Origin of the sequence: Aurantiacibacter aquimixticola, from assembly GCF_003605475.1 — a bacterium.
In the GTDB taxonomy this organism is placed as follows: Bacteria; Pseudomonadota; Alphaproteobacteria; order Sphingomonadales; family Sphingomonadaceae; genus Alteraurantiacibacter; species Alteraurantiacibacter aquimixticola_B.
In genome coordinates, this window is record NZ_RAHX01000001.1 from 234,402 (window position 1) to 252,514 (window position 18,113).

General features: G+C 64.1%; 15 protein-coding genes and 1 tRNA gene. 3 read left to right on the forward strand and 13 right to left on the reverse strand.

Annotation, left to right across the window (positions count from 1 at the left end):
* Positions 1 to 33: 33 nt before the first annotated feature.
* Positions 34 to 2,382 (forward strand): putative bifunctional diguanylate cyclase/phosphodiesterase, encoded by a 2,349-nt coding sequence (locus D6201_RS01205; protein ID WP_242447387.1) that lies wholly within the window; start codon positions 34 to 36, stop codon positions 2,380 to 2,382.
* Here D6201_RS01205 and purQ read toward each other — a convergent pair.
* The 5 genes from purQ to wrbA form a co-directional block, all read right to left on the reverse strand.
* Entirely contained in the window at positions 2,379 to 3,050 is a 672-nt protein-coding gene (purQ, locus tag D6201_RS01210; RefSeq protein WP_120047048.1) for a phosphoribosylformylglycinamidine synthase subunit PurQ, read from the reverse strand. The two genes, D6201_RS01205 and purQ, sit on opposite strands and share 4 nt — an antisense overlap.
* A complete protein-coding gene (gene purS / locus D6201_RS01215) occupies positions 3,047 to 3,283 on the reverse strand; it encodes a phosphoribosylformylglycinamidine synthase subunit PurS (protein WP_120047049.1) in 237 nt (78 codons plus the stop codon). Before purS ends, purQ begins: the two co-directional genes overlap by 4 nt.
* Positions 3,284 to 3,408: 125 nt before the next feature.
* Positions 3,409 to 6,255, reverse strand: a complete 2,847-nt coding sequence (locus D6201_RS01220) for a M16 family metallopeptidase (protein WP_165853468.1) — start codon at positions 6,253 to 6,255, stop codon at positions 3,409 to 3,411.
* 128 nt (positions 6,256 to 6,383) lie between these two features.
* Positions 6,384 to 7,190, reverse strand: a complete 807-nt coding sequence (gene purC, locus D6201_RS01225; protein ID WP_120047051.1) for a phosphoribosylaminoimidazolesuccinocarboxamide synthase — start codon at positions 7,188 to 7,190, stop codon at positions 6,384 to 6,386.
* A gap of 441 nt (positions 7,191 to 7,631) precedes the next feature.
* Positions 7,632 to 8,234: an NAD(P)H:quinone oxidoreductase gene (wrbA, locus tag D6201_RS01230; protein ID WP_120047052.1), complete on the reverse strand. Its 603-nt coding sequence runs from the start codon at positions 8,232 to 8,234 to the stop codon at positions 7,632 to 7,634.
* Between the two features lie 130 nt (positions 8,235 to 8,364).
* On the opposite strand from wrbA, the gene D6201_RS01235 reads away from it, so the two are divergent.
* Positions 8,365 to 9,987, forward strand: coding sequence for an FAD-dependent oxidoreductase (locus D6201_RS01235; RefSeq protein WP_120047053.1), 1,623 nt, complete (start codon positions 8,365 to 8,367; stop codon positions 9,985 to 9,987).
* Between the two features lie 319 nt (positions 9,988 to 10,306).
* Here D6201_RS01235 and D6201_RS01240 read toward each other — a convergent pair.
* From D6201_RS01240 to D6201_RS12885, 6 genes are all read right to left on the reverse strand, one after another.
* Positions 10,307 to 10,381 (reverse strand) — tRNA-Phe (locus D6201_RS01240).
* A gap of 88 nt (positions 10,382 to 10,469) precedes the next feature.
* Positions 10,470 to 10,634: a DNA gyrase inhibitor YacG gene (locus D6201_RS01245; protein WP_120047054.1), complete on the reverse strand. Its 165-nt coding sequence runs from the start codon at positions 10,632 to 10,634 to the stop codon at positions 10,470 to 10,472.
* The gene (locus tag D6201_RS01250) at positions 10,631 to 11,596 is read right to left on the reverse strand and encodes a ribonuclease E/G (protein WP_120047055.1); all 966 of its coding nucleotides are present in this window, start codon (positions 11,594 to 11,596) and stop codon (positions 10,631 to 10,633) included. The genes D6201_RS01245 and D6201_RS01250 overlap by 4 nt, the downstream gene beginning before the upstream one ends.
* Entirely contained in the window at positions 11,589 to 12,167 is a 579-nt protein-coding gene (locus D6201_RS01255; RefSeq protein WP_120047056.1) for a Maf family protein, read from the reverse strand. Before D6201_RS01255 ends, D6201_RS01250 begins: the two co-directional genes overlap by 8 nt.
* A gap of 10 nt (positions 12,168 to 12,177) precedes the next feature.
* The gene (infA, locus tag D6201_RS01260; RefSeq protein WP_120047057.1) at positions 12,178 to 12,432 is read right to left on the reverse strand and encodes a translation initiation factor IF-1; all 255 of its coding nucleotides are present in this window, start codon (positions 12,430 to 12,432) and stop codon (positions 12,178 to 12,180) included.
* Between the two features lie 8 nt (positions 12,433 to 12,440).
* On the reverse strand, positions 12,441 to 12,725 hold the full coding sequence (locus D6201_RS12885; RefSeq protein ID WP_165853455.1) for a hypothetical protein: 285 nt from the start codon (positions 12,723 to 12,725) through the stop codon (positions 12,441 to 12,443).
* On the opposite strand from D6201_RS12885, the gene D6201_RS01265 reads away from it, so the two are divergent.
* Positions 12,724 to 15,492, forward strand: coding sequence for a porin family protein (locus D6201_RS01265; RefSeq protein ID WP_242447388.1), 2,769 nt, complete (start codon positions 12,724 to 12,726; stop codon positions 15,490 to 15,492). The two genes, D6201_RS12885 and D6201_RS01265, sit on opposite strands and share 2 nt — an antisense overlap.
* A gap of 87 nt (positions 15,493 to 15,579) precedes the next feature.
* Here D6201_RS01265 and D6201_RS01270 read toward each other — a convergent pair whose 3' ends face one another.
* Together D6201_RS01270 and D6201_RS01275 are read right to left on the reverse strand one after the other, a co-directional pair.
* Positions 15,580 to 16,761, reverse strand: coding sequence for a BaiN/RdsA family NAD(P)/FAD-dependent oxidoreductase (locus D6201_RS01270; protein ID WP_120047058.1), 1,182 nt, complete (start codon positions 16,759 to 16,761; stop codon positions 15,580 to 15,582).
* A complete protein-coding gene (locus D6201_RS01275; RefSeq protein ID WP_120049121.1) occupies positions 16,761 to 18,041 on the reverse strand; it encodes an APC family permease in 1,281 nt (426 codons plus the stop codon). The genes D6201_RS01270 and D6201_RS01275 overlap by 1 nt, the downstream gene beginning before the upstream one ends.
* Between the last annotated feature and the right edge of the window lie 72 nt (positions 18,042 to 18,113).

Below are 18,113 nucleotides of genomic sequence, written 5' to 3' on the forward strand. Positions count from 1 at the left end.
GGGCCCTAACCATTTCGCGCCTATGGCCGAAATGTGAGCAAGAACCCGACCGGATTGCCCAAATTGCCTTTGCGTCTCAACGCATTGGAAGTGGTTGGCCTGCGTTCGCCGAGCGAAGGCGATTGGTCGCGCCTGCGCGCCCTGCAATATTCCGATATCCACAAAGCGTCCCGCATCCGTCTGTTCGCGCACGCTATCGCGGCGACATTGGTGCTGACGCTTTTCATCGGATCGATCCCCATCTGGATACTCGGCATCTGGATGGCGTCCGTTGTCGGAAGCGTCTTCTATGTCGGCCGGATCGAGCAACAATTCATCGGCGTGGCGCGGCGATCGATGTCGTATCAGGAATTCTGCCGACATGCCGGGGCGGTCGCAATATGCGCGGTGCCGTGGGTGCTCGCGCTGTTTTTCTTCGTGCCGCACGGCAACCTCGCGCAGCAATTCGGACTGTGGACGCTGGTTGCGATGCTGATCGCGGGAAGCGCCGTTACCTCGTCTTCCGCGCCCGTTTCGGTCATCGTGTTCGATCTGGTCGTCGGCGTAACGGGCGCTGGCTCCTTCGTCATCAGCGGGGACGCACTGTTCGCCATTGCCAGCTTCGCATTCGTCTTGGCGATGGTCGCCGGCGCTCTCTCCTCTGCGCGGACATATCTATCGGCTCGCATCGCGGAAGCGGGTGTCGCCGAAAAGGACGAAGTCGTTTCGCTGCTGCTGCGTGAGTTCGAGGAGAAGGAGTCCGACTGGCTCTGGCAGGTCGACAACAACCGCACCCTGCGCGCCGTTAGCCCGCGCTTCGCTTTCGCCCTTGGTCGCACCCCCGCGGAAGTGGAAGGCGAGCGCTTTATCAAGCTTATCGCGGGCGACGATTTCACCAGCGGACAGGTGCCGCGCAGCCTGCACGATCTCGCCGAACGCCTGAAACGGCGCGAGAGCTTTTCCAACCTTCTGGTCGAAGTGATAATTGCCGAGCAGCGGCGTTGGTGGGAGCTTTCAGGGACGCCGATGCGGGACAATGGCGGCGGATATATCGGCTTTCGCGGCGTGGGTTCGGACGTGACCGAGCAACGCGAAAGCGACGAGAAGATCGCCTATCTCGCCCGCTACGATACGCTGACGGGACTTCCCAACCGCCTGATGCTCACCGAGGCTCTGGGCGAAGCGATGCGCTTTTCCGAGCAGTGGCGTTCGCGCTGCGCGTTCCTGATGATCGACCTCGACCGATTCAAGCAGGTCAACGATTCGCTCGGTCACCTCGTCGGCGACCGCCTGCTCAAGCAGGTCGCGGAGCGCCTGCAGGAAGTTTGCACCGACAACGAACAATGCGGACGACTGGGCGGCGACGAGTTCGCCGTGGTGTTGCGCGACGCGACCGATCACCTTGTCGTCGACCACGTTTCCGACGCGATTATCGAACATCTTTCCAAGCCATACATCGTCGACAACCACACGCTGTTCATCGGTGCTAGTGTCGGCTCGGCTATCGGACCGCGCGACGGACAGACCGTCGAGACGCTCATGCGAAATGCCGATCTTGCCCTTTACCGGGCGAAGGATGACGGGCGCGGGATGCACTGCACTTACGAGCCTTCGCTGCATGCGCATGCCGAAGAGCGTCGGACGCTTGAGCTTGCCCTGCGAAAGGCGATCGCGAATGACGAGCTGCAGCTGAATTTTCAGCCCGTCGTCGATGCCAAGACCGAGGGCGTCGCGAGTTTCGAGGCGTTGCTGCGCTGGAACAGCGCGGAACATGGCTTCGTCAGCCCGGCAAAATTCATTCCGCTCGCCGAAGATACCCGCCTCATCATTCCCATCGGCGAATGGGTCATGATCGAGGCCTGCCGCCAAGCCATGCGCTGGCCTGCGGAAATTCGCGTTGCGGTGAATGTCTCGGGTGAACAGCTTCTCGAGCCGGACTTTGCCGCCACGGTGGTAAAGGCGCTGACGGCGACGGGCCTACCGGCTCACAGGCTGGAGATCGAGGTTACCGAAAGCGTGTTCCTTCGCGATCCCAAGACGGCGAATGCGACACTGGAAGAAATTGTCGCGCTTGGCTGCTCCGTTGCGCTGGACGATTTCGGCACGGGCTATTCGTCGCTCGGCTACCTTCGCAACAATCGGTTCAGCACAATCAAGGTGGATCGCAGCTTCGTCCAGGGCGCGGCGCAGGAAAGCCCGGAAAGTATCGCGATCATCCGCGCCGTTGTTGCGATGGCGCAGTCGCTGGAAATGTCGACGACAGCCGAAGGCGTGGAGACCGCTGAAGAGGCCGATCTCATCCGCTCGTTCGGCTGCACGAAGATCCAGGGATATTACTTCGGCCGACCGATGGGTGCAGAAGAAGCCAAGTCGCTGGTCTTCCGGACGCGCCGCGCGGCTTAGGCGCTCGCCAGCGCGCCGATTGCGCTTTCGAACAAACGCCTGCCATCGCTGCCGCCATGGGCGTCCTCGATTGCGCGCTCAGGGTGGGGCATCATGCCAAGCACATTGCCTGCCGCATTCAGAATGCCGGCGATATCGCGGCGCGACCCATTGCAGTTTTCGGTGTAGCGGAAAGCCACGCGGCCATCGCCCTCCAGCCGATCCAGCGTGGCATCGTCGGCGAAGTAATTGCCATCGTGATGCGCCACCGGGATTTGGATCCGCTCACCGGCCTCGAAGCCGCCTGTGAATATGCTCTGCGTATTTTCGACGACCAGTTCCACCGTGCGGCAGATGAAAGTCTGTTCGGCATTGCGCATCAGGGCGCCGGGAAGCAGGCGCGCTTCGGTCAGCACCTGGAAACCGTTGCAAACGCCCAGCACCGGCACGCCGCGTTTGGCCGCTTCCGCGACGGAGCGCATGATCGGGCTGTTGGCCGCCATCGCGCCGCTGCGCAGGTAATCGCCGTAGGAAAAGCCACCAGGCAGGGCGATGAAGTCCAGACCATCGGGCAAGTCGGCATCGCCATGCCAGATCTGGAACGGATCACGACCCGACACTTCGCGCAGCGCGACGAGCATGTCGCGATCACAATTGGAGCCGGGGAAAGTGACGACCGCGGTCTTCACGCTGCGACCTTCTCGATGCGGTAATTCTCGATCACCGTGTTGGCGAGAAGCTTCTCGCACATTTGTGACAGGGCCTCGTCGCTCGTCTCATCGGCCACGTCGAGTTCGATCAGCCGCCCGACGCGCACGTCCTCCACCCCGCCGAAACCGAGGCTTTCCAGCGCGTGATGCACTGCGCGGCCCTGCGGATCGAGGACGCCGGGCTTCAGGGAAATATGAATGCGGACTTTCATGGCAGAGCGGCCTCTTGCGATGCGGAGAATTGCGCCGCTGCCTATGGCGAGATGCGGGCCGAACGGCAAGGGGGCGGCGCGGGTGATCCCCGGGCCGCCCCTATTCAGAACCGATTGGCAGTGGGTCAGTCTTCGGCGACGAGAATGCGCGTATCGGCGCGCCGTTCCGGCACGAGATAGGTCTGCGCCATCTGCTGCAGCTGCGCGGGCGTGAAGCTGTTCATCACCGCTTCGATCTCGCGCACCCGGTCGAGCCGATCGGCTTCGCTCTGCGCATCGTTGACCACGCCCAGCCAGAAGCCGTTATTCTCTCGCGACTGGCGGATGTTTTCGAGGATGGGCTGGCGCGCGCGCAGCAGCATGTCATCGCTCACCGCTTCGTCGCGAAGCTCGGCTGCAAGGCGCGTAATGATACCGCGCACATCGTCCGCCTGCGCAGGATCAATGACCGCGGCGAGGCTGAGCGTGCCGAGATCCTCGAAATCGGAGCTGGTCGAATTGGAGACAAGCGGGCTGTAGGTGGCCGCCAGTTCCTCCCGCAGCGTTTCGATCGCCTTCAAGCGCATGAGGCCGGACAGTAGCGTCAGACCCACATCTTCGCGGAAGTCGCCATCGTCTGTCGTGCGCCAGATACTGCCGATCAGCGCCTGATCGGCCTGGCCGGTATGGGTGTACTCGTTCACTTCGTCACCGGAGAGGTCGACGAAGGTGACTTCGCGCTTTTCTTCGTAATCCGTGAATTCGGCCTGCCGCTCCGGCAGCGCGCCGAAGCTTTGCGCGACCGCTGCAATCGCCGCATCCGGATCGATATCGCCGACGATGCCGATCTCGATCGCGCCATCGGTGGCCGCTTCCAGCACGGCTGCCTTGAGTGCTTCGCGATCGACGGAGTCGAGCTGTTCCCGCGACGGGAAGGCGAAATATGGTCCTTCGGCGATCTGCTCGCTGGAGCGGAGTCCGAAGACCTGCGACGGCTGCGACAGGATCTGGCCCCAGATGGTGTCGATAAACGCGCCGAAACGCGCATCGGCCTCGGGACGCAGGCCGATATCGGTGAGATAAGCGGCCGCGACCTTCATCTGCGTGTCGATATCGTCGGCCGTCGTCGTGCCGCCGACCGAGAAGGTGTCGGTGCCGGAACCGATGCCGCGACTGACCTGCTTGCCCGCCAGAATCTCGGTAAGCTCGTCGGAACTATGCTGGCCGAGGCCACCGACTTCGGAAGCGAGCTGCAGATAGATGCCGGCGGCCGCCGCATTCATGTCGTCGAGCGCGAAAGAGCCGCCATCCATATTGACGGAGAAGCGCACGCGGCCCGGCTCGAAATCGGTCTGCTTGATATTGAGGCGGACATTGTTGGCGAAGGTAACGGTGCGAATGCCCAGATCGTCGATCATCGTGTCCGCGATAACGCTGCCGGGCATTCCCCAATCGTCATAGGCGAAAGCGACGGCGGCGGTGTCTTCCGGTTCGGCGACGGCGAGGGCTGCGCTTTCATTGTAGACCGCAGCGACCGCTTCGTCGCCGCCTTCGAGTTCCTTCGCCGTAACGCGAACCAGAGGCTGGCCTTCGTCCCACGCGTCGCGGAAGGCGGCATTGACGTTTTCGAGGGTGAGCTGCGGGCGCATCGCCTGGAACAGATCATAGCGCCATTGCGGATCGGTGACGAAGTCGTTTTCCGTCGCCACATTCACCAGCGCCATCGCCAGTTGCGAATTGGTGCGCGCTCCGGCCTGCTCGGCGCTGCGGCGCAGCGCGCTGTCGACCTGGGTGAGCGCGTAGTTCAGTTCGTTCTGGGTGAAACCGTATTGCAGCGCGCGGCGCAGCTCCTGCTCCGCGATGGCGAGACCCTGGTCCCAGGCTCCATCGCGCGTGCTGACGCTGATCGCGGAATATTCGGCCACATCATCGTCGGTGCCGATGCCGAATCCGCCGCCAAGGATCGGGCTGTCTTCCGCATTGGCGATGCGGGTCATGCGACGATCGAAGATGATCGTCGCGAGGTTCTCGAGCTGACCGGACATCCGCTCCGCCACAGAGTCTACGGGATCGGTGTAGGGTCGCAGCTGATAGATTGCGGCGCCTTCTCCGATGGTCGGATCGACAAAAGTATCGAATTCGGTCTCGCGGTCGAAATTCGCGGTGCCGAGCGAGGGTTGTGTTCCCGCGTCACCGCGCGGCTGCCAGTCGGCAAAGCGGTCCCGAATCTTGGCCTCCATTTCAGCCACGTCGAAATCGCCCACCGCAATGAAGGTCACATTCTCGGGGCGGTAGAAGCGGTAATAAAGATCGCGCAGACGCTCTGCCGGGGCTTCGCGCAGCACGGAATCAAGGCCGATCGGGAAGCGGCTGACATAGCGCGTTCCGGGAACGCGGAAGTCGAACAGATCGCGGAAGTTGCGCAGGCCCGCGGTGTCGCGCACGCGGCGCTCGCTGACAAGAATTTCGCGTTCGCGGTCGACGGCTTCGGGATCGAAGGTCAGCTCGCTCGCCGCTTCGCGCATGAGGAAGAGCGAGGTGTCGACCGTCTCGTCATCCACATTGGGAGCTTCGAGCATGTACACCGTCTCGTCGAAACTGGTGTAGGCGTTGGTATCCGCGCCGAAGGAAAGGCCGAGCCGTTCGAGCAGCGGGATCATCTCGCCTTCGGGAACGTTCGTGGAGCCGTTGAAAGCCATGTGCTCGATGAAGTGAGCGAGGCCCTGCTCGTTCTCGGCCTCCGCCGTGGAGCCGAAATCGACATGCATGCGGAAAGAGGCAGCGCCATCGGGCGTGTCGTTCTGCATGATCGCGTATTTCATGCCGTTTTCGAGGGTGCCGTACGTCACGGCAGGATCGGGCACGATGTCGCTCGCTTCGACGCCCCAGCCTTCGACCGGGCCCTGCTGCGCCATTGCCGGCGCAGCCAGGCCGAGCGTCAACGCCAGGGTTGCGGTGGAAATGCTTGCGGAAAGCGCGCGGCGTATGGTCATCGGTAAAATCCCTCTCTCTTCAATTGGATGAGGAGGTCGCACGCGCCCCTGCGCGCAATGCCCCCTTCGTAGCATATACTATGCAGCCGCGATGAACCGGAGACAACTGGCTTTGGGTCGGTATCTGCCTACTTCTTCGGCTTGGGCGGGGTCTGACGAAGGCGCGAGCGGTGCGCGTCCATGTCCAGCACTTCGCCGGGTCCCTTATCCTCGCCATTGAGCAGGCCGAGGCGCCGGGCGACTTCCTGATAGGCCTCTTCCTCTCCGCCCAGATCGCGGCGGAAGCGGTCCTTGTCGAGCTTCTCGCCCGTGTTGAAGTCCCACAACCGGCAATTGTCCGGGCTGATCTCGTCAGCCAGGATCACGCGGCTGAAGTCGCCATCGTAGATGCGTCCGAACTCCAGCTTGAAGTCGACCAGCCGGATGTCGACCGCCGCCAGCATCCCGCTCATGAAGTCGTTGATGCGGATGGCCATCGCGGCGATATCCTGCATCTCCTCGTGCCCCGCCCAGTTGAAGGCGGCGATGTGCTCTTCGGAGACGAGCGGATCGCCCAGCGCGTCGTCCTTCAGGTAGTATTCGATCAGCGTGTGCGGCAGCATCTCGCCTTCCTCGATGCCGAGGCGCTTGGCTATGGAGCCCGCCGCAACGTTGCGCACCACCACTTCCAACGGGATGATCTCGACCTGCCGCACCAGCTGTTCGCGCATGTTGAGGCGGCGGATGAAGTGGGTGGGGATGCCGATATGCGAAAGGCGGGTGAAGACGTGCTCGCTGATGCGGTTGTTGATCACGCCCTTGCCGTTGATCGTGCCGCGCTTCTCCGCGTTGAAGGCGGTGGCATCGTCCTTGAAGTACTGGATGATCGTGCCCGGTTCGGGGCCTTCGTATAGGATCTTGGCCTTGCCTTCGTAGATCTGGCGACGACGGGACATGCAGCGGGGCCTTTCAGCTGTTCCAAAAGCGAGCGCCCCGGCGTTGCGAAGCGCGTTCGCAGTGGCCGGGGCGCGGTTGGCAAAGCCTATACACCCGCGCGACTGCAAGGGCAATCGGCCCGGCCGAGCGCGAAGGGGGTGTGACAAGTGTGACAGTGTCCAGGGCCGAAACGGCGATATGTGACCTTGGCGGCGCGAACGTGTGACCTTCAGGCAAGTTATTGTGACCCTTCGCGCCGAAGCTGTGACCTTCCGCCGGGAAACCGTAACCCGGCAGGTGTGACCTTCCAGGCCGCCGATTGTAACCCTGCGGCGGGAGAAGGAGTTGGTCGCGGACGTCATGCCGCCACGTACAGCAAGCAAACACGGCTGTAGGACAGACTAAAGCCACATGCTCCGCTGCTCGCCCGGGGAGCGTTGCCGACCGTGCAGCCGGGAGCCCTACGAATGCAGCTTTGCCGCGGTTTCCGCCACGCGCTTTCCGAGATAGCGCGCGCCGTCCAGCTCGACTTGGCTCGGCTGGCGGCTGCCATCGCCGCCGGCGATCGTCGTGGCGCCGTAGGGCGCGCCGCCTTTCACATCGTCCGTGCCCATCTGGCCCTGGAAGCCATAATCGAGACCCACGATCGTGCAGCCCATATGCAGCAGATTGGTAAGGATGGAAAACAGCGTCGTTTCCTGACCGCCATGCTGGCTGGCGCTGGACATGAAGGCGGCGCCCACCTTTCCGATGAGCGCGCCTTTCATCCACAATCCGCCGGTCTGATCCCAGAAAGCGGCCATCTGGCTCGACATCCGGCCATAGCGGGTCGGCGTGCCGACCACGATGCCGTCATATTGGGTGAGAGCGTCCGGGCCTTCGATGACTTCGTGGCCTTCCATTGTCTGGAAGCCCGCGCCCTCCACCACCTCCTGCGGGGCGGTTTCGGGGACGTGGCGAATGTCCGCCTCGTGCCCGGCATCCCGCACACCTTCGGCCACGGCTTCCGCCATTGTCGCGGTGTGTCCGTAAGAGGAATAGTAGAGAACGAGAATGCGGGCCATCGGGCAATCCTTTGCTGTGAGCGTATGATGGTGCAATGAGGGGCGGACCCGCACGGTTCCGGCGGGCGACTTGCAACCCGCGCGCGCCTCGCCAGATTGGTCGGCCAGCTTTTCACCGAGGATCCCCCGCATGGAATCGATTGCCGCCGACCTGGAAACGATGAAGCGCGTCCCGCTCGCCGATGAGCATGTCGCGATGATCTGCGAGATCGGCGAGGAGCGCGACTATGCGAAAGGCGACATGGTCGCCGAAGTCGGCGCGCCGATGGATGAATTCGTCTATGTGCTAGACGGCGAGATCGAAGTGGTCGACCCGTGGTCCGGCAATCGCCTGCTCGACGCTTCGCTCGGCCCCACGCAATTCATGGGCGAAATCGCCTTTCTCAACGCGGGCAGCTGGTTCCTGCCGATGCGGGCGGCCAAGGACACGAAGGTGATCGCCGCCCCGCGTGAGGCGATGCTGGAGCTGATGAGCATGGTGCCGGAGCTTTCCGACCACATCATCAACGTGTTTGCCGCCCGTCGACGTCGCCAGTTCGAGCTGCAGAACAGCTCGGTCAAGCTGATCGGCGCGGATCGGGATGGCAATGTGCAGCGCATCGAGAGTTTCCTGCGGCGCAACCGCATTCCGTATGAAAGCTACGATCTCGACGGGCGGGACGAGGAAGCGCTGGAGGTCTGCAACCTTACCGGGCACGAGCCTGCCGTCGTCATCGGCAAGAACCAGGTGATGGAGGAGCCGACCCCGCGCAAGGTCGCCCAGCGCCTCGGTCTCGACCTAGACATCTGCGCCAATCGCGAATTCGACGTGCTGATCGTCGGCGGCGGGCCGAGCGGCGTGGCGGCCGCCGTCTATGCCGGGGCCGAGGGGCTGTGCGCGCTCGTCGTGGAGGACACGGCGATCGGCGGGCAGGCGGGCACGTCCAGCCGGATCGAGAATTACATGGGCTTTCCCACCGGCATTTCGGGCGCAGACCTCGTCTATCGCGGCGAGATACAGGCGATGAAATTCGGCACCCGCTTCGCCATGCCGCGCCGCGTCGGCTCGCTCGAGAAACGCGAGGACGGGCTATTCTGCGCCACGCTGGACAATGAGGACGAGGTCTGCGCGAAGACGGTGATCGTCGCCACTGGCGTACAATATCGCCGCCTCCCGCTGGACCGGCTGGAGGAATTCGAAGGGCAGGGTATCTATTACGCCGCAACAGATATGGAAGCGCGGTTCTGCCGCGGATCGGACGCGGTGGTCGTGGGCGGCGGCAATTCCGCGGGGCAGGCCGCCATGTATCTCAGCCGCACGGCGAACCATGTGCATGTGATCGTGCGCGGGGACAGCCTGGCGGATTCCATGTCCGAATATCTGACGAAGCGGCTGGAAAGCGATCCGAAGATCACCGTGCACTACAACACCGAAGTCGGCGCGCTGCATGGCGACGTCCGGCTGGAAGCGGTGACGCTGAAGGGCGCGGATGGCGAGGAAAAGCAGAGCTGTGGCGCGCTTTTCATCATGATCGGCGCGGCGCCCAATACCGGCTGGCTGGAAGGGCTGGCCGATCTCGACGAGCGCGGCTTCGTGAAGACCGGCGACGATATCGGCGCAGGTTCGCCTTACGAAACCTCCACGCCGGGCATTTTCGCCGTGGGCGATGTGCGATCCGGCTCGACCAAGCGTGTCGCAAGCGCGGTGGGCGAGGGCAGCGTGGTGATCGCCGCGGCGTGGGCGCATGTCGCGAAGGTTGAGGAAGAAGTCTGAGGTTCGTGGTCACGTTCGCGGTGACAGTGGAGAGACTGTGTTTGTTTGTGTCCGCGCCTCCGCGCGGACATCCTCGCTAGACGCGCAGCAAGCTGCGCCCGCTGCGGGCGGCCGTGCGGCCTTGCCGCCTCGCGGCGGAGCTCCGCAAAGCCTTTGAGATATAGCGCCACTATCGTCGCGTTTATGCGACGACAGCGCGCGAATTGCGCGCCCGCAGCGAGTCCGGCTCTGCCGGACGGAAGCGAGGAAAGCCAAGGGAGCGGACGCGACCGCCGGCGCTTGAGGCCAACAAGCAAACCATTTTCTTCCTTGAAGAAAATGGTGCCCGGGGGCGGATTTGAACCACCGACACGACGATTTTCAGTCGTCTGCTCTACCCCTGAGCTACCCAGGCACATGATCGTGGCGGACGATATTCGGGGTGACCCGCCAGCGAGTGAAGCGCGCCTATGGCGAAGCGCGCCGCGCTTGGCAAGGGGGTATCAGTCCTCCCGCGCCACATCCTCTGGAGAGGCGGCCAGGCCGGGCACGGCGTAGCCATCGTTGAACCACTGCGCCAGATCCCTGTCGCGGCAACGCTGCGAGCAGAAGGGCGTGAATTCGGCCATGCGAGGCTTCTTGCAGATGGGGCAGGGTCGTGATGTCATGCGGCGATAAGCTGGGCATGCGGGGCCGCGATGGCAAGGGCCGGATCGGGCCTGATCGACAGCTCTTTTCCGGTGCGCCGCTTCAGTTCCGCCAGCCACTCTTCGCTCAGTCTCGCCAGCACCGAAGGGTGCGCAGCCAGTTCCACACTGCCCGGCCCCTCCAGCCGCTCGGCCCGGCGCAGCAGCAGCCGCGCCGCCGCGCCCGCAGGATCGTGGCGCAGCAGATGCAGCAGCGAAGGACGCGCAAAGCGAGACACGATCTGCACGAAGCCGAAGCCGTTCATAGCCGTGCGCTCATGGTCGAAATCGGCAAGAGCATCCTCAATGGCGGCATCGACGGCCTTGCGATCCGCCTTCGCTTCCAGCGTCGGGAAATCGACGCCGATCACCCCGCCAAGGTCGAACAGCGCGATACCCTCTGCCAGAGGCGCGATAGCGGCGAACGCCAGGTCGCGCGCGGGCAAGTGACCGTCCACGTCAACCACTGTCATCGCCGGGGTCGGCGCGAAATGCAGCGATCCGCCGGAAAAGCGCAGCACGCCTTCGGCCGCCACTGAGTAGATCGCTTCCCAGTCGCCCGCCGGGAAGGCGCGCATCGGTCTTGCGCTTTCGAGACTGTCCGCCAGCGAGGGAGCGGGGCGTAGGGGTTCGTCCGTCGGGCGGACATGCGCCAGCTTCACGCGGTTTGCTTCGCCAATGCGGCTGCGCGTGACGAGGAAGCGCAAATCGGCGCCTTCGCTCGCGTCGCGTGGGAGTTTGTCGACCAGCGCCTCTTCACCGCTCGCAAAGCGGGCACGGCCGCGCTGTGCCCCCTTCGGCTTTGCGATCAGCGTGCCTTCGGCGATCTCGCCCGCTTCCAGAGCGCCTGGCCAGCGGATGCGGGCGGCAATGGCGCGATTCCCGCGATAGAGGATCGCGCGTTCCTCTCCGATGCCGTGTTCGACTTGCCAGCCGTCAGACATCGAAGCCCGCCGCGCCCAGCAGCGTTCGCGTTTCGTACAGCGGCAGGCCGATGACGCCTGAATGGCTGCCCTGTATCCACGGGATGAAAGCTTCGGCCATGCCCTGGATCGCATAGCCGCCCGCCTTGCCGTGCCATTCGCCGCTGGCGATGTAGGCGTCGATCTCCTGCGGGGAGAGGCGCTTGAACTTCAACTGCGTTTCGGAAAGCCGCTCCCGCACATAGCCATCGGGTGCAGCGAGCGCGATGGCGCAGAGCACCCGGTGGCGGCGACCCGACAGCAATTCCAGGCACCGCCGCGCCGTCCCCTCGTCCTCGGCCTTTGGCAGTATGCGCCTGCCCGCCGCGACCACCGTATCGCCCGCCAGTACATGCGCGGCGCCACCATCGATGGCTGCCGCCTTCTCGCGCGCCATTCGCAGCGCATAGTCGCGTGGGATTTCGCCTTTGAGCGGCGTCTCGTCGATATCGGCGGGAGACACGCCATCCGGCTCGACACCCAGGCGCGCGAGCAGGTCACGCCGCCTTGGGCTGGCCGATGCAAGGATGAGAGAAGGGCGCGGCGTCGCCATGCCCTTGATATCAGGAGCCCTGATAGCCCGGCGGACCGCCACGCCCCGGCATGAAGCGATAGGTGATGCGCGCCTTCGTCAGATCGTAGGGCGTCAGCTCGCACAGCACTTCGTCGCCAACCAGCACGCGGATGCGGTTCTTGCGCATGCGCCCTGCGGTGTGACCCAGAACCTCGTGACCGTTTTCGAGCTCCACCCGGAACATCGCGTTCGGCAGCAGCTCCACCACCTTGCCGCGCATTTCGAGGAGTTCTTCTTTAGCCATCCGGTATCTCAAGTCCTTTTGCATTCATGCAGAAAATGTGTCGGGCGCGCATAGCGGCACCCTTTGGAAAAGGGAAGAGCGCCCTGCGTCGGGGAAACTGTGGCCGGCTTGTCACGCATCGGGCGCGACAGCTTGTTACAAAGGACCACCTTGCCTTGTTGCGCGTTGCGCTCGATAGACACGAAACAGGTGGGGACCGAAAACTTTCGTTCAAGGATCACGGATTTGCGCCGCACCCGATTAACCAGCCTTATCGCCATTTCGAGTGCACTGTGCTTTTCCGCCAGTGCCATGGCGCAGGATGGCGAGCCCGAGCCCTCGCCCGCGCCAGAGCAAACGCAAGACGATATCGAGGTGGATGCCATCATCGTGATCGGCGCGCGGCTGGCCGGCACGGTCGAAAGCGAGCAACCGCCGCTGCTGGAACTCGATGCAGACGATATCGCCGCATACGGCGTCGGGTCGATTGCCGAGCTGCTCGAACAATTGGGCCCGACGGTGACGAGCGGCAGGGGACGCGGCGACGGCGCGCCGGTGATCCTCGTGAACGGTGTACGCATCGGATCCTTTCGCGAATTGCGCAGCTATCCACCCGAAGCGATCGAGCGGACCGAGGTGTTCAGCGAGGAAGTCGCCCAGCAATATGGCTATTCACCCGACCAGCGGGTGGTGAACATCATTCTCAAGGACAATTACCAGAGCATTGAATTCGAAACGGAATACAGCCAGCCTTTCGATGGCGGATTCTCGCAGCAGGAAGCGGAGACCACCTATCTGCGCATCGATGGACGCAGCCGCCTGAACGCCAATCTGGAATTCGACAATACGTCCCCGCTGACCGAAGGCGAGCGGGACATTATCCAGGCCGATGGCAGCCAGCCGACATTCGCTACCGATCCCGGCCCTGCCGATTTCCGCACTCTGGTGGCCGATGCACGCGGTTACGAGGCGACGCTCAACTGGGTGCGCACGCTCGATACCAGCGGCACCTCGCTCAGCCTCAACGCGACCTATGAGCGAGACGAGCGATTGAGCCTGCAAGGCCTGGACAGCGTGCTCTTGACCGATCCGCTGGGCGAGACGGCGCTGCGCACATTCAACGCCGTCGATCCGCTCGCGGTCGATTCCGTGACGGACAGCTATTCGGCGGCGGCCACGTTCAACACCGATATTGCCGATTGGGAAATCACCGCGACCGCGGATGCGACGCTTTCGGACTCGCTCAGCCTCACCGATCTTGCGCTCGACACGGATGCGCTGGTGCTCGCCGCTGCGGCTGGCGATCTCGCGCTGGATGCCGATTTCGGCACATTCGGCGATGCAGGGTTCGAGCGGGCGGAGAGCGATACCTACACAGTCAACGCGCTGGTTACCGCGCGCGGCAATCCGGTCCTGCTTCCCGCCGGTGAACTCTCCACCACGCTTATCGCCGGATATCGCGCCAACGGCATCGAAAGCGTGACGACCGGCGATATCGAGTCCAGCGTCGATCTCGATCGCACGCGCTGGCAGGGCGGGATCAATCTCGGCATCCCGATCACCAGCCGCAGCGAAGGTTTCGGCGGCGCGCTCGGCGACATCTCGCTCAACCTCAATGGCGGTGTCCTGGAACAATCGGATTTCGGCACGCTGACCGACTGGTCCGCCGGGATCACCTGGGGCATTTTTGCCGATATCACGCTGGCGGCGACCTATGTGGAGCGTGAAAGCTCGCCGTCGCTTACCCAGCTTGGCGCGCCGCAGATCGTCACGCAGAACGTCCCCGTTTTCGATTTCACGACCGGCGACACGGTGCTGGCCACGGTGACGAGCGGCGGCAATCCCGATCTGCCCGCGCAGCAGCAGAACGACTGGATTTTCCGCGCGATCTGGGAATTGCCCGAATTCGCCGACTTCCTCGACAACGGCACGTTTCAGGTCGAATATTTCGACAACAGTTCGCGGGACACCACGAGCGGTTTTCCATTCCTGACGCCAGCGATCGAGGCGGCGTTTGCTGATCGTGTGACGCGCAATGATGATGGCCGCCTGACCGCACTCGACCGACGTTTCGTGACCTATGCCGAGCAGGACACGCGCAGCCTGCGCTTCGGCCTCAATCTTCGCGGCTCCTTCGGCGAGCCGGACGAAGAAACGCAGGAACGTCCGGCTGGTGAGGCGCGCGGTCGCCCCGGGAGCGGAGGCAGTGAGGGCCGTCGCGGTCCGCCCAATGCGGAGCGGTTCGCACAGATCCGCGCGCAATTCTGCGAAGCCGAGCCGGACGTGCTGCTCGAACGGTTCCAGGCGGCCGCCGATGCCGCTGCCAATGGCGAGGATCCGCCGGTGGGCGAGGATGGCGAGCCGATCAGCCTGCCGCCGCGCTTGCTCGAACGGCTGACCGGAGAAGACGGTCGGATCGATCCCGAGCGCTTCAATGCGCTGCGTGAACGCTTCTGCAGCGGAGACGGCCCTCCGGCCGGGGCGCGCGGCGGCGGGGAAGGCGGCCCGCAGGCGCGCGGCGAAGGGCGGCGAGGTGGCGGCGGCGGACGCCGTGGCGGCGGTCGAGGGATTTTCGGCGCTGGCGATGGCCCACCTGTCTGGCGCTGGTTCGCCAATCTCAATTACACGGTCGCGCTGGAAAACACCGTACTGATCGCCGAAGGTATCGATCGGCTCGACCTGTTGAATGGAGACGCCCTGTCGAGCACCGGCAATCCGCGCCACAGCGTGCGCTGGCGTAGCGGACTGTTCTATGACGGCTACGGCGCGTTTATCTTCGGCGACTACACCGGTTCATCGCGCATTACAGGATCGGACGTGCTCGGCACGAGCAGCGATTTGTTCTTCGACGATTTCGTGAGGATTGACCTGCGCACATTCGTCGATCTCGGCCAGCGCGACGGCTTGGTGGAGGCGGTGCCCTTCTTCAAGAATGTTCGCGTGGGCTTCGATATCGAGAACATCTTCGATGCGCGCCAGCGCGTGACCGATGGCAATGGCGATACGCCGCTGGCCTATCAGCCCTTCCTGCTGGATCCGCGCGGGCGAACATTCGAGCTGGAGTTTCGGAAGTTGTTCTAGGCTTCGTCATTGCGAGCGCAGCGAAGCAATCCAGTGCCGGCGTTTGCACTGGATTGCCGCGTCGCCTTCGGCTCCTCGCAATGACGTTTAGAGAGCGCTTCCCGCCGCGTAGCCGCTCGCCCAGGCCCATTGGAAATTGTACCCGCCGAGCCAGCCGGTGACGTCGACCGCCTCTCCGATGGCATGAAGGCCTGGCACGCTTTTCGCCTCCATCGTCTTGGACGATAGCTCCGCCGTCGAGATGCCGCCCGCCGTCACTTCGGCCTTGGCGAAGCCCTCACTGCCATTCGGGTTGAAGCGCCATGCGCTCAGCCGCTCCTCCGCCGCCCGCAACCGCTTGTCCGGCACATTGCCGAGATCGCCCTCAATACCGAGCTGATCCACCAGCACGTCGGCCAGCCTGTCCGGCAAGGCATCGCGCAATATCGAGCGCAAATGCACAGATGGCGTGTCCCGCTTTGCTTCCAGCAGCCAGCCTGGCGCGCGGTCCGGCAGGAAGCGGATCGTCACCGGCTCGCCATGCTTCCAATAACTCGACGCCTGCAGGATGGACGGCCCGGACAGCCCGCGATGGGTAAAAAGTGCCGCCTCGCGAAACGCGGTCTTTCCTGCTCTCGCCTCGACCTCTGCGGCGACGCCCGACAATTCGCGGAACAGCACCTCCTCGCCGCCCAGCGTCAGCGGCACCAGGGCGGGGCGCGGCTCGACCACTTTCAGGCCGAATTGTCGGGCGAGGCCGTAGGCGAAATCGCTCGCGCCCATTTTCGGGATGCTCGGCCCGCCAGTCGCGACGACGATAGCCCGTGCGGTGAAGCGACCGTGCTGCGTAGTGGCGGAGAAGAGCTCACCCTCGCGAGCCACCGCGCTCACTTCCTCGCGGCAGCGGATCGTGACTTTGCCCGGCCCCGCAGCGCATTCCTCCAGCAGCATGTCGACGATCTGGCGTGCCGAACCGTCGCAGAATAGCTGGCCGAGCGTCTTTTCATGCCATGCGATGCCGTGCCGCTCCACCAGGTCGAGGAAATCGCGCGCCGTGTAACGGGACAGCGCGCTCTTCGCGAAATGCGGATTGGCGCTGAGATAATTGGCCGGACCCGCTCCGATATTGGTGAAATTGCAGCGCCCGCCCCCCGAGATCAGGATTTTCTTCCCGACCTTATCGCTGCGCTCCAGCACCAGAACATCGCGGCCACGCTGTCCGGCGATTGCGGCGCAGAACAGCCCGGCGGCCCCACCGCCAAGCACGATGGCATCGAAATGCTCGGCCATCAGGGGGTCGGGAGCGCGGTTTCCGGCTCCCGCCGTGCCGCCACGAAATAGAGGACCGTGCCGAGCGCGACCATTCCGAGGAAGACGGTCACCGCCTGTCCACTCACTTGCAGGGCGACGAACAGGCTCACCGCTATGGCGATGATGGCGCAGGCGAGATGGATCGGGTTCAATCTGCCCTCACGAAATTCGAGCGTGGGCAGCGCGGCGGCACAGATGCCGTACGTCACCAGCCGGATCAGCGTGCCAGCCACCGCCAGCACGGCGAAGCCTTCCCATACGCCGAACAGGATCGATGCGCCGCCGGTGAACAGGATAGCGTTGGCCGGCGTCCCGTATTTCTCGCTCACGCCGAGGAACCAGCGCGGCAGCATGCCTCGCTGCGCCATGCCGTAGATGAGGCGCGGCTGGGTGGTCGACCCGTTGAAATTGTTGGCGGCGATGCTGAAGGCGGCGGCCACGACGATGGCGACCGCGCCGATATCGCCCATCGTTTCCAGCGCCGCGCCGGCCAGCGCGTTGTCCTCGTTCGGCACGGCAGGCGCGATAGCGAGATAGGCCCAGATCACCGCCATGTAGAGCGCAGTAACAGCGGCGACCATCGTCACGATGGCGAGCGGAATGTCGCGGCGCGGACGCTTCATTTCGCCCGCCGGTTCCGTCACCGCCTCGAACCCCATGAAGGCGTAGAAGGTGAGGAGGACAACCGTCTCCACCTTGCTGAATTCGGGGATGGCGAAACCGATGCCGGGATTGCCCGCAAACAGCGCCGAGACGACCAGCGCGACGAGTGGCACCACCTTGATTACCGTCATCACGCCCAGCGCACCGACCGCACGCGTCATGCCGACGAGGTTCACCCAGGTGATGATCGCAAGGATCGTCGCGATCGCGCCTGCCTCCATCACCGGGTCGGCCATCCAGGGAAACAGCGCGGCGAGGTAAGCGACCATGACGCTGGTGTTGGCGGCGGCGGTGACGATGGCGCTGGCATAGCGCGCCCACCCGGCCTGAAAGCCGACGAAGCGCCCGAAGGCCGCCTCTCCATAGAGCACAGGCCCGCCGCTATTCTCGAACCGCCCCGCAAGCCAGGCATAGCACAGCGCCAGCGGCATGAAGGCGACGCCGCCCGCCAGCATCAGCCACGGGGCGAAGCTGCCGACGCCTGCGGCCAGCACGGCGGGCAGGGCGAAGATCCCCGCGCCGATCATGCCGTTCACCGGAAAGAGCGCCGTGCCCCAGAAGCCGACCGTGCGCGGCGGTGCCGTGAGTTTGTCCATCGGCGGGGAGATGCCCGCCTGCGCCCGGCGAAGCAAGCGATTGAGAAACGCGCATCCCCCGCCTATCTCCTC